The sequence below is a fragment of the Micromonospora sp. NPDC049799 genome, assembly GCF_040656655.1.
Classification (GTDB): domain Bacteria; phylum Actinomycetota; class Actinomycetes; order Mycobacteriales; family Micromonosporaceae; genus Micromonospora.
Genome location: NZ_JBFAMU010000156.1, coordinates 1 through 10,407 on the forward strand (window position 1 = coordinate 1; position 10,407 = coordinate 10,407).

Here is a 10,407-nt window from a genome sequence, read left to right on the forward strand (position 1 = left end):
CCCTGGGCGGTCGCCGCCGGCGTCGTGGCGCTGGTCGGGCTGGTGGCCTGGACGCTGTTCGGCACCGGGCTGTTCGGGGTGCGGGAGGTCCGGGTCAGCGGCGGCGAGCTGGTCACACCGGTGCAGGTACGCAACGCGGCGGCGGTCGGAGACGGCGCGCCGCTGGCCCGGGTCGACCTGGAGGCCACGGCCCGGCGGATCGGACGGTTGCCCGCGGTGGAGCGGGCCACCGTCACCCGGGACTGGCCGGACGCGCTGGTCGTGACCGTGACCGAGCGGACGGCGGTGGCGGCCGTCCCGCACGACGGCCAGTTCGAGGTGATCGACGTCACGGGGGTGGTCTTCCGGAGCCTGCCGGAGCAGCCGGCCGGCCTGCCGCTGGTCCGCGTCGCCGAGCCGGGGCCGGCCGACCCGGGCACCCGGGCCGCGCTGGAGGTGCTCGCCGCGCTCACGCCGCGGCTGCGGACCGAGTTGGCGGACGTGACCGTGGAGGGTCTGGCCCGGATCACCCTGCGGTTGCGCGGCGGTCGCGAGGTCGTGTGGGGTGACGCCACCCGGGGCGAGGACAAGGCGCGGGTGGCGACGGCGCTGCTGGACCGCGACGCCGACCGGATCGACGTCAGCGTGCCGGACGTGGTGACCTTCCGGTGACGTGTCCACGCCGTGCGGATCCCGCGTCGGCCGCCGCGATCCGCGCGGTGTGGACGTGAGCCGTCCCGCTCCGGCGGCGACACGCCGGGGGCGATCCTTGGCTCATCGGGCGGCGGCGCTTACGTTGCCCCGAAGAGGAACAGTGGTTGACATAACCGTAAGCCTCTAGTAGAGGGTGAGGGTTCGCCCCCCGGCCTCGCTGGTGGCCATCGACGTCGACCACTGTCCTGGCCAAGCCGTGTGGGGTCGGCCCATGCCAATCTCGAAGGGAAAGGACCGGAGATGACACCTCCGCACAACTACCTGGCGGTCATCAAGGTCGTCGGCATCGGGGGCGGCGGGGTCAACGCCGTCAACCGGATGATCGAGGTTGGGCTCAAGGGCGTCGAGTTCATCGCGATCAACACCGACGCGCAGGCGCTGCTGATGAGCGACGCCGACGTCAAGCTCGACGTCGGCCGCGAGCTGACCCGGGGCCTGGGCGCGGGTGCCAACCCGGACGTCGGCAAGAACGCCGCCGAGGACCACCGCGACGAGATCGAGGAGGTGCTCAAGGGCGCCGACATGGTCTTCGTGACCTGTGGTGAGGGCGGCGGCACCGGCACCGGCGGTGCGCCCGTGGTGGCCAACATCGCCCGGAAGCTGGGCGCGCTCACCATCGGCGTGGTGACCCGGCCGTTCTCCTTCGAGGGCAAGCGGCGGCAGGTCCAGGCCGAGTCCGGGATAGACGAGCTGCGCAACCAGTGCGACACGCTCATCGTCATCCCCAACGACCGGCTGCTCGCGCTGGGCGACCGCAACATCTCCATGATGGACGCGTTCCGCACCGCCGACCAGGTCCTCCTCTCCGGTGTCCAGGGCATCACCGATCTGATCACCACGCCGGGTCTGATCAACCTGGACTTCGCCGACGTCAAGAGCGTCATGAGCGGCGCCGGCAGCGCGCTGATGGGCATCGGCAGCGCCCGGGGCGAGAACCGGGCCGTCGAGGCGGCGGAGGCGGCCATCTCCAGCCCCCTGCTGGAGCAGAGCATGGACGGCGCGCGGGGCGTGCTGCTCTCCATCGCCGGCGGCTCCGACCTCGGCCTGTTCGAGATCAACGACGCGGCCCAGCTGGTCACCGACGCGGCGCACCCGGAGGCCAACATCATCTTCGGCGCGGTCATCGACGACGCGCTCGGTGACGAGGTGCGGGTCACCGTCATCGCGGCCGGCTTCGACGGGGGCACGCCCTCGTACAAGGCGGCCGAGGCGCCGCGCAAGACCAACCAGAACCAGCCCACGCAGCCGAGCACGCCGGTCACGCCGGCGGCGACCGTCCCGGCGCCGCAGCAGTCGCCCCGTCGGGTGCTGTTCGACGACGTGGACGTGCCCGACTTTCTCAAGAACGGTTCCTGAGCGGCGGCGATGACCGACAGTCCAGCATCGGTACGCCCCGACCGGCGCGCCGAGATCGCGGCCGGTCTCGCCCACGTACGGTCCCGGATCGCCGACGCCTGCGCGGCGGCCGGCCGGGACCGCACCGGGGTCACCCTGATCGCGGTGACGAAGACCTACCCGGCCGGCGACGTGGTCGCGTTGGCCGGTCTCGGGGTCACCGACGTGGGCGAGAACCGCGACCAGGAGGCGGCGCCGAAGGCGGCCGAGGTGGCGGCGGCGGGGGTCGAGGCGCGCTGGCACTTCATCGGCCAGCTCCAGCGCAACAAGGCGAAGTCGGTGGTCCGCTACGCCGACGTGGTCCACTCCGTCGACAGCGTACGGCTGGCCCGGGCGTTGGACGCCGCCTCGGGCTCCGTCCGGGACCGGCCGCTGGACGTGCTGGTCCAGGTGAGCATCGACGGCGACGCGGCCCGGGGCGGGGCGGTACCGGACGCGGCCGACCCGGACACCGGCCTGCCGGCGGTGGCCGAGTCGGTGGCGGGTGCGGACGGGCTGCGCCTCGCCGGCCTGATGGCGGTGGCCCCGCTGGGCTGGGAGGCCGAGCGTGCCTTCGCGCGGCTGGCGGAGGTGGCGGAGGCGTTCCGTGCCGCCCATCCGCACGCGACCGCGCTCTCCGCCGGAATGAGTGGCGACCTGGAAATCGCGATCCGGTACGGCGCGACACATGTCCGCGTCGGTAGCGCGTTGCTCGGAATGCGTCCCACGCTGCGGTAGCCTGAGGCCGGAGAAAAGAATTACATCGGTGTTGTTTGGTGGGAACGGCAACCCGTCGGCGGGGGTCGTGGCACGCGACGCGAATCGCGTGCCAGGGGATTGCCGGTCCGGTCCGGTGGGCAGAGATGATCCACTCGCGACAGGCGAGACGGCACGGGGGCGCGTGCCGTACGGCGGAGGAGAAGGGCGCGGGATGGGTGCACTGCGCAAGGCGGGGGTCTGGCTCGGTCTGGTCGAGGAGGACGACGAGCGGGGCTACGACGACGGTGGCTACGACAAGGGCGGCTACCGCGAGTCCCGGTACCGGTCGAGCCGGTACTCGGAGGAGTTCGCCGACGACGAGGAGGACGACTCCGAGGAGCCGCCGGCGCCGCGTTCCCGGTTGGGGGACCGTGGCCGGCTGTCCGAGCGCGCCGCGGGTCGGGGGGCCGACGGCGACCGTGCGGATTCGGAGCGGCCGGAGCGGGTCGACCGGTCCAGCGTCCGGTCCATCACCCGGTCCGGGGAGACCTCGGGGGCGCTGACCTACCACACCCGGGACAACCTCGCCCTGGCGCCGCAGACGGCGCCGCGCGAGCGGGCCGTGGTGGTCGAGCAGGAGGAGCAGCGGTACCAGATCACCACCCTGCACCCCACCACCTACCGGGAGGCGCGCACCATCGGTGAGCACTTCCGCGACGGCGTGCCCGTGATCATCAACCTCACCGAGATGGACGAGGCGGACGCGCGTCGTCTGGTCGACTTCGCCGCCGGGCTGGCGTTCGGGCTGCGCGGTACGATCGAGCGCGTGACCAATCGGGTGTTCCTGCTCTCACCGGCCAACGTCCAGGTCACCGCTGAGGACAAGGCCAAGATCGCTGAGGGCGGCTTTTTCAGTCTGAGTTGATCCCGCCCGATCCGAGGGACGTCACCTGCCGTGTTGTCGATCGTGCTCCAGGTTCTCTACCTGATCCTGTTTGTCTTCCTTCTCCTGCTTCTGGCCCGATTCGTGTTGAGTGCTGTCCTCCAGTACGGCCGACGGTGGCAGCCGGGACGCGGAGCATCGGCGGGACTCGAATCCGTGTGGAGCGTCACTGATCCCCCTCTCCACGCGTTGAGGCGTGTGATCCCTCCGCTGCGAATTGGTACCGTGAGCATCGACCTGGCCTCCCTTGTGCTCCTGGTTATCCTGTTCGTGCTGATGGAGTTCGTGTTAGGGCCGTCGATCGTCAGGACCGCCTGATGACCGACGCGCTTTCGCGGCCGCAACTGACCCGAGGAGTTTCGATGCCGCTGACCCCGGCCGACGTCCACAACGTCGCCTTCAAGAAACCGCCGATCGGCAAGCGGGGGTATGACGAGGAGGAGGTCGACGCCTTCCTGGACGAGGTCGAGCGCGAGCTTGCCCGTCTCATCGAGGAGAACAACGAGCTGCGCGCCCAGGTGGAGCGCGGCGGCCGTGGCGGGGCGCCCGCCGGCCCCGGTGGCGACGCCCGCCTCGCCGCCGAGCTCAACGACGTCAAGGCACAGCTCGACCGGGTGCAGCGCGACAAGGCCGCGGCCGAGCAGGCCGCCCGCGCGATGCAGGCCGAGCTGGAGCAGGTCCGCACCACCGGTGGCCCGGCCGTCGCCGGCGACGGTGAGCAGCAGGCGCTGCGGGTGCTGATGATGGCCCAGCGGACCGCCGACGACCACGTGTCCGACGCCCGCCGCGAGGCCGACCAGCTGCTCTCCGAGGCCCGCTCGAAGGCCGAGGAGGTCACCCGCGAGGCGCGCGCCAAGGCCGACGCCCTGGAGCGCGACGCCCGCCAGCGGCACCAGGAGGCCATGGGCGGCCTGGACGCCAAGCGGACCGCGCTGCAGAAGCACATCGAGGAGCTCAAGCAGTTCGAGCGCGAGTACCGGACCCGCCTCAAGGCCTACCTGGAGAGCCAGCTGCGTGACCTCGACGGTCGCGGTCAGGGCCTGGAGGCCGAGATGACCCGGTCGGAGGGCACCCGTGCCGCGGGCGGCAACGGTCTCGCCGCCGCGGGCCTCGCCGGTTCCTACGGCGGCGGTCGCTCCAGCGCCCTCGAAGCCGGTCGCTGATCACAGGTCGGCGGCCGTCCGCGCTCGCGTGACGGTCGCCGACCTCGCCTCATCGGTACGACGCGGCGGGGGTGAGCCGTGATAGTCGCAAGTCTCCTGCTCATCCTCCTCGCGGTCGTGCTGCTGGTGGTGGGCCTGGCCGGTGGTTCCAGCCTGCTGCTGATCGTCTCCATCGCGGCCAGTCTGCTGGCCGCCGTCGCACTTGTCGTGGGCGCCCGCCAGGCGGCCGCCGACCGGGCGACGGCGGGCCGCGCCGGCCGGCGGGTTCCCACCGCGAGCCGGCCCACCGGATCCACCTCCCCGGCCGCCGAGACGTCCGCGTACGCGCCGGTGACGGAGCCGTACGGGCCTCCGGTGGACCTGGGGATCCCGGTCCAGCACGTTCCTCCGACGGTCGACACCGGCGGCTCCGGGTGGCGGCAACCGCCCGAGCCGTCGGTGGGCACCGGCCAGTCCGGCGCCGATCCGGCGTACGACGACGAACCGGTCGCGCAGCAGATCGACGCGGCCGACCTCGCCCGGCTCGCCCGGCTCACCGCCGAGGTGCGGGTCGTCGACGGCCGTCCCCGCTACCACCTGGGGGACTGCCCGCATCTGGTCGGGCGCGAGCACGAGGCGCTGCCCGTCGCCGAGGCCGTCGACCTGGGCTTCACGCCGTGCGCCCACTGCGCGCCGGCCACCACTCTGCTCGCCGGCCGGATCGCCAGCGGTGGCGCCGGTGCCTGAGCGCCGCCCGGGGCCGACCACCGGGCAGGGCGTTCCGACCGGCGCCGGCCCGCTCACCGTCGCCGTCCGGGTCAAGCCCGGCTCGTCCCGGACCCGGGTCGGCGGGTGCTTCGACGGTCCGTACGGCCCGGCCCTGGTGATTGCGGTGCACGCGCCCGCCGTGGACGGCCGGGCCACCGAGGCGGCCCGTCGGGCGCTGGCCGACGCGCTGGGAGTCCGGCCGCCCGGGGTGTCACTGCGCACGGGTGCGGCCAGCCGGGACAAGCTCTTCCAGGTAACGGGAGCCGCGGTGGAGTTGGCCGCCGTGGTCCGCCGGCTGCGGGACGGACCCGCGGGGTGAGTCGCGCCCCGGGTCGGCAACCGTGACGCCCGGGCTGGACATCGCGCTGCTGCTCGGCTCGGCCGTCCTGCTGGTCGCGGTCGGCGCGGTGCGCCTGTCCACCCGTGTCGGCGTGCCGAGTCTCCTGGTCTACCTGGCGCTCGGGGTGGCGATCGGCGGGTCCGGGCTGGGTATCCGCTTCGACGACGTCGAGCTGACCCGGACCCTCGGCTTCTGTGCGCTCGTGGTGATCATCGCCGAGGGCGGGCTGACCGCCCGGTGGAGCACCCTGCGCCCGGTGCTCGGTCTGGCCGCCGCGCTGTCCACCGTCGGCGTCCTGGTGAGCATCGTGGTCGTCGGGCTCGCCCTGCACCTGCTGCTCGGGCTGGACTGGCGGCTGGCCCTGCTCTACGGCGCGGTGCTGTCCTCCACCGACGCCGCAGCGGTGTTCGCGACCCTGCGCCGGCTGCGCCTGCCGCCCCGGCTGGTCGCCACCCTGGAGGCGGAGTCGGGGATGAACGACGCCCCGGCGGTGCTCCTCGTGGTGCTGCTGTCCCGACCCGAGATGACCCACCCGTGGTGGTACGAGGTGGGGCTGGTCGCGTACGAGCTGGGGGTGGGCGCGCTCGTCGGCCTGGCGGCCGGGGTGGGCGGACGGTGGGCGCTGCGCCGCGCGGCCCTGCCGTCGGCGGGGTTGTACCCGATCGCGGCGGTCGGCCTGACGGTGCTCGCGTACGCGGCCGGGTCGGTGCTGCACGCGTCGGGCTTCCTCGCGGTCTACGTCGCCGGGGTGGTGCTGGGCAATGCCCGGTTGCCGCACCGGCAGGCGATCCTCGGTTTCGCCGACGGGCTGGCCTGGCTGGCCCAGATCGGCCTGTTCGTGCTGCTGGGGCTGCTGGTGTCGCCGGGCCGGCTCGGCTCGGCGGTGCTGCCGGCGGTGGTGACGGGGCTGGCGTTGCTGCTGGTCGCCCGCCCGCTGTCGGTGGCCGCGTCGGCGTGGGCGTTCCGGTTCGGCCTGCGGGAGCAGGCGTTCCTGTCCTGGGCGGGGTTGCGGGGCGCGGTGCCGATCGTGCTGGCCACGATCCCGCTGTCCGAGCGGGTGCCGGGGGCCGACCGGCTCTTCGACGTGGTCTTCGTCCTCGTGGTGATCTTCACGTTGCTCCAGGCCGGCACGCTCGCCCCGGCCGCCCGCCGGCTGCGTGTGACCGCGCCCGCGGAGGCGGCGGAGATCCTGGTGGAGACCGCGCCGCTGGAGCGGATGCGGGCCGGGCTGCTTCAACTGGAGGTGCCGCCCGGGTCCCGGCTGGCCGGGGTGCACGTCGACGAGCTGCGGCTGCCGCTGGGGGCGTCGGTGACCCTGGTCCTGCGGGACGGGGTGGGTGTCGTGCCCGGCCCGGACTTCCGTTTCAAGACCGGCGACAGCATGTTGATCGTGGCCACCGACGGGGTGCGCGACCAGGTGGAGCGGCGCCTGCGGGCGGTCAGCCGGCGGGGGCGGCTGGCCCGCTGGTTTGGCGAGTACGGCGAGGATCGCGACGTTTGATCTGCTAGCGTTCCCTTTGCCCTGATACGGCATAAATCAGGGCCGAACGCCGGGGCGTCGGTGCGGCACGTTGTCGGACGCCTGTACGTTCCGTATCCTTGCCAACCTCCGGAGTGCGCGGTCCTGTCGCCGTGCGCCCGTTTCGTACCTGGGGGCGTCGATTGCGGCGGCCCCTGTCCAGGTGCCGCGGACCGCCGCGGTTCCGCGGCGCGAGGGAGCGACGATGGCCAAGCCAGCCGACACCAGGACCGCCGGCCGTAAGCCGGTGGCCAGGGCCACCCGCAGCGTCGCGGAGACCGAGAAGATCCGGGCGGCCCTGGCGGCACGGCGCGACGAGTTGCGCGCCGAGTACGATCAGACGTTGAGCGAGATCACCGAGCTGCAGCGCGACCGGCTGACCGACTCGGCCGGGGACGACCAGGCCGACACGGGCACCAAGACGTTCGAGCGGGAGCAGGAGATCTCCCTCGCCAACAGCATCCGGGAACGGATCACGCAGGTCGAGCGCGCCCTGGAGCGCCTCGACGAGGGTGGTTACGGCTGGTGCGAGCGGTGCGGCAACCCGATCCCCGTGGAGCGGCTCGCCGCGTTCCCGTCGGCCACCCTCTGCGTGACCTGCAAGCAGCTGGAGGAGCGGCGCTGACGCCCGCTCCCCGGCGGCCCGAGGAGGTGGCGCGCCCGCGTCGCCACGAGCGTCGATGGGGAGCAGATGACCGCAGCACCGACCCCCGGTTCCGGCCGCGCCGAACCGGTCCGTGACACCGCGCCGGCCGGTGACACCGCGCCGGCAGTCACGCCGGAGGGACGTACCCCACGGCGCCGGGCCGTCACCGTCCTGGCCGTCGTCGCGCTGACCCTGCTCGCGGCCGATCTGGCCACCAAGCATCTGGCGCTGGTCAACCTGTCCGACCGGGAGCCGGTACGGCTGCTCGGCGGGGCGGTCTACCTCAACCTGACCCGCAACAGCGGTGCGGCCTGGAGCATCGGCGCCGACCACACCTGGGTGTTCCCGCTGATCACCATCGGCGTGGTCGGCTGGATCCTGTGGATGGCGCTGCGCCTGCGGTCGCTGCCCTGGGCGATCTCGCTCGGCCTGGTGCTGGGCGGCGCGCTGGGCAACCTGATGGACCGGATCTTCCGGGCCCCGGGCTGGTTCGTCGGCCACGTGGTCGACATGGTGAGCCTCTTCGACCCGTACGGCCGGGTCTGGCCGGTGTTCAACGTCGCCGACAGTGCGCTGGTCTCCGGCGTGATCCTCGCGGTGCTGCTGGAGCTGACCGGCCGGCAGCGCGACGGCAGCCGGGTCGGCGCGGACGCCACCGACACCGACACCGACGCCGCACCCGCCGACGCCACCCCGGCCGTCACGACCGATCGGCGGGAGAGCGCGTGACCTCCGCCTTCGCCGCCGGCGGCGACCACCGATCCCTTCCCGTGCCCGACGGGCTCGACGGCATGCGGTTGGACCAGGCGGTCGCCCGCCTGTTCGGGCTGTCCCGCACGGCCGCGGCCGCCCTGGTCGACGCCGGTGACGCGCTGGTCGACGGTCTGGCGCGGCCCAACTCGCACAAGGTCAAGGCGGGATCCTGGCTGGAGGTCACCCTGCCGGCCCCGGCCGCGCCGGTCACCGTGGTGCCGCAGGCGGTGCCCGGCCTGCGGGTCGTGTACGCCGACGACGACATCGTGGTGGTGGACAAGCCGGTCGGCGTCGCCGCCCACCCCAGCCCCGGCTGGACCGGCCCCACCGTGATCGGCGCGCTCGCCGCGATCGGCCACCGCATCTCCACCAGTGGCGCCGCCGAGCGGCAGGGCGTCGTGCACCGGCTCGACGTGGGCACCACCGGGATCATGGTGGTGGCCAAGAGCGAGCAGGCGTACACCGCGTTGAAGCGGGCCTTCAAGTACCGCGAGGTGGAGAAGCGCTACCACGCGGTCGTGCAGGGCCACCTGGACCCGCTGCGCGGCACCGTGGACGCCCCGATCGACCGGCACCCCACGCACGACTACCGCTGGGCGGTCGTCTCCGGTGGCAAGCCCAGCATCACCCACTACGACACGCTCGAGGCGTTCCCCTCGGCGAGCCTCGTCGACGTGCGGCTGGAGACCGGGCGTACGCACCAGATCCGGGTCCACTTCTCCACACTGCGGCACCCGTGCGTGGGCGACCTGACCTACGGTGCGGACCCCACCCTGTCCGCCCGACTCGGACTGACCAGACAGTGGCTGCACGCCCGCGAGTTGAGCTTCCTGCACCCCCGAACGGGGGACGAGGTGCGCTTCGTCAGCGACTACCCTGACGATCTGGACCGCGCGCTGCACCTGCTGAGGGACTGACGGCGGCGGCCGACTTCGAGACGATCGACGAGGGGACCTCCGCCCGTGCGCGCCGGTGACCTGCTGCGGCAGTTGGACCAGCGGCTGCTGACCCGCCTGTCCGCGGCCGTGACGCGGCTCGGCCAAGGCCCCGCCCGACTTCGGGTGCTGCCCTCGGCCGCGCTGCTGTCCTGCCTCGCCGTGCTGCTCGCGGCGGTGTGGGCCACCGGCGAGGCACCGACCGGCGACCGTACCGTCGGCGACGTCACCCGGGTCGGCGTGGCGGCCGGCGACTCGATCCCCGGCTACGTGCGCTCCGCCGCGGCCGACCTGGCCGCCCTGCCGACCGCCGTGCCGGAGGCCGGCGACGGGACGTACGCCCTGGTGTCCTTCACGTCGTACCTGACCCCGCAGCGGGCCGCGGCGGTCTTCGACGACGTGCCGGTCGCCGCCGTCTTCGGCCGGGTGCCGCTGCCCGACCGGCAGACCGAGATCGTCCGGATCTCCGCGCAGCGCCTGCCCGACGACGTGGTCGCCGGCATGGCTGACCTCGCCGTCCGCAAGGACCGGGAGGCCGCGGACTACCGGGACCGGGCGGCCGCGCTCGGCGGCGGCGGGCCCGCCGAGCGGGAGC

12 protein-coding genes and 1 pseudogene are annotated in these 10,407 nt (G+C 73.4%); all 13 read left to right on the top strand.

The features are described 5' to 3' along the window. Positions 1 to 651 (top strand): FtsQ-type POTRA domain-containing protein (locus AB0I76_RS14335; protein WP_357034543.1); only part of this gene is annotated, 651 nt, incomplete at its 5' end. Positions 652 to 933: 282 nt separating this feature from the next. Beyond that, entirely contained in the window at positions 934 to 2,049 is a 1,116-nt protein-coding gene (gene ftsZ, locus AB0I76_RS14340; RefSeq protein WP_357034545.1) for a cell division protein FtsZ, read from the top strand. A 9-nt stretch (positions 2,050 to 2,058) separates the two neighbouring features. After that, the gene (locus AB0I76_RS14345) at positions 2,059 to 2,805 is read left to right on the top strand and encodes a YggS family pyridoxal phosphate-dependent enzyme (protein ID WP_357034547.1); all 747 of its coding nucleotides are present in this window, start codon (positions 2,059 to 2,061) and stop codon (positions 2,803 to 2,805) included. A gap of 193 nt (positions 2,806 to 2,998) precedes the next feature. Further along, positions 2,999 to 3,691, top strand: coding sequence for a cell division protein SepF (sepF, locus tag AB0I76_RS14350; protein WP_357034549.1), 693 nt, complete (start codon positions 2,999 to 3,001; stop codon positions 3,689 to 3,691). A 30-nt stretch (positions 3,692 to 3,721) separates the two neighbouring features. Then, positions 3,722 to 4,027 (top strand): YggT family protein, encoded by a 306-nt coding sequence (locus tag AB0I76_RS14355; RefSeq protein WP_357034551.1) that lies wholly within the window; start codon positions 3,722 to 3,724, stop codon positions 4,025 to 4,027. Positions 4,028 to 4,071: 44 nt separating this feature from the next. Next, the gene (locus AB0I76_RS14360) at positions 4,072 to 4,872 is read left to right on the top strand and encodes a DivIVA domain-containing protein (RefSeq protein WP_357034553.1); all 801 of its coding nucleotides are present in this window, start codon (positions 4,072 to 4,074) and stop codon (positions 4,870 to 4,872) included. Positions 4,873 to 4,950: 78 nt separating this feature from the next. After that, on the top strand, positions 4,951 to 5,598 hold the full coding sequence (locus tag AB0I76_RS14365) for a hypothetical protein (RefSeq protein WP_357034555.1): 648 nt from the start codon (positions 4,951 to 4,953) through the stop codon (positions 5,596 to 5,598). Further along, a complete protein-coding gene (locus AB0I76_RS14370; RefSeq protein ID WP_357034556.1) occupies positions 5,591 to 5,938 on the top strand; it encodes a DUF167 domain-containing protein in 348 nt (115 codons plus the stop codon). Before AB0I76_RS14365 ends, AB0I76_RS14370 begins: the two co-directional genes overlap by 8 nt. A 22-nt stretch (positions 5,939 to 5,960) precedes the next feature. Then, positions 5,961 to 7,460, top strand: a complete 1,500-nt coding sequence (locus AB0I76_RS14375) for a potassium/proton antiporter (protein WP_357034558.1) — start codon at positions 5,961 to 5,963, stop codon at positions 7,458 to 7,460. Positions 7,461 to 7,683: 223 nt separating this feature from the next. Next, positions 7,684 to 8,103, top strand: a complete 420-nt coding sequence (locus AB0I76_RS14380; protein ID WP_357034560.1) for a TraR/DksA C4-type zinc finger protein — start codon at positions 7,684 to 7,686, stop codon at positions 8,101 to 8,103. Positions 8,104 to 8,169: 66 nt separating this feature from the next. Continuing rightward, entirely contained in the window at positions 8,170 to 8,853 is a 684-nt protein-coding gene (lspA, locus tag AB0I76_RS14385; RefSeq protein ID WP_357034562.1) for a signal peptidase II, read from the top strand. Next, positions 8,850 to 9,794, top strand: a complete 945-nt coding sequence (locus AB0I76_RS14390) for an RluA family pseudouridine synthase (protein WP_357034564.1) — start codon at positions 8,850 to 8,852, stop codon at positions 9,792 to 9,794. Before lspA ends, AB0I76_RS14390 begins: the two co-directional genes overlap by 4 nt. Before the next feature lie 45 nt (positions 9,795 to 9,839). Then, a pseudogene (locus AB0I76_RS14395) lies at positions 9,840 to 10,407 on the top strand (hypothetical protein); the annotation flags it as partial.

What these genes read in the sequence shown, in the direction of transcription:
- lspA (WP_357034562.1), top strand. Translation starts at nt 8,170, where the DNA reads ATGACCGCAGCACCGACCCCCGGTTCCGGCCGCGCCGAACCGGTCCGT.
- AB0I76_RS14345 (WP_357034547.1), top strand. Translation starts at nt 2,059, where the DNA reads ATGACCGACAGTCCAGCATCGGTACGCCCCGACCGGCGCGCCGAGATC.
- sepF (WP_357034549.1), top strand. Translation starts at nt 2,999, where the DNA reads ATGGGTGCACTGCGCAAGGCGGGGGTCTGGCTCGGTCTGGTCGAGGAG.
- ftsZ (WP_357034545.1), top strand. Translation starts at nt 934, where the DNA reads ATGACACCTCCGCACAACTACCTGGCGGTCATCAAGGTCGTCGGCATC.
- AB0I76_RS14360 (WP_357034553.1), top strand. Translation starts at nt 4,072, where the DNA reads ATGCCGCTGACCCCGGCCGACGTCCACAACGTCGCCTTCAAGAAACCG.
- AB0I76_RS14380 (WP_357034560.1), top strand. Translation starts at nt 7,684, where the DNA reads ATGGCCAAGCCAGCCGACACCAGGACCGCCGGCCGTAAGCCGGTGGCC.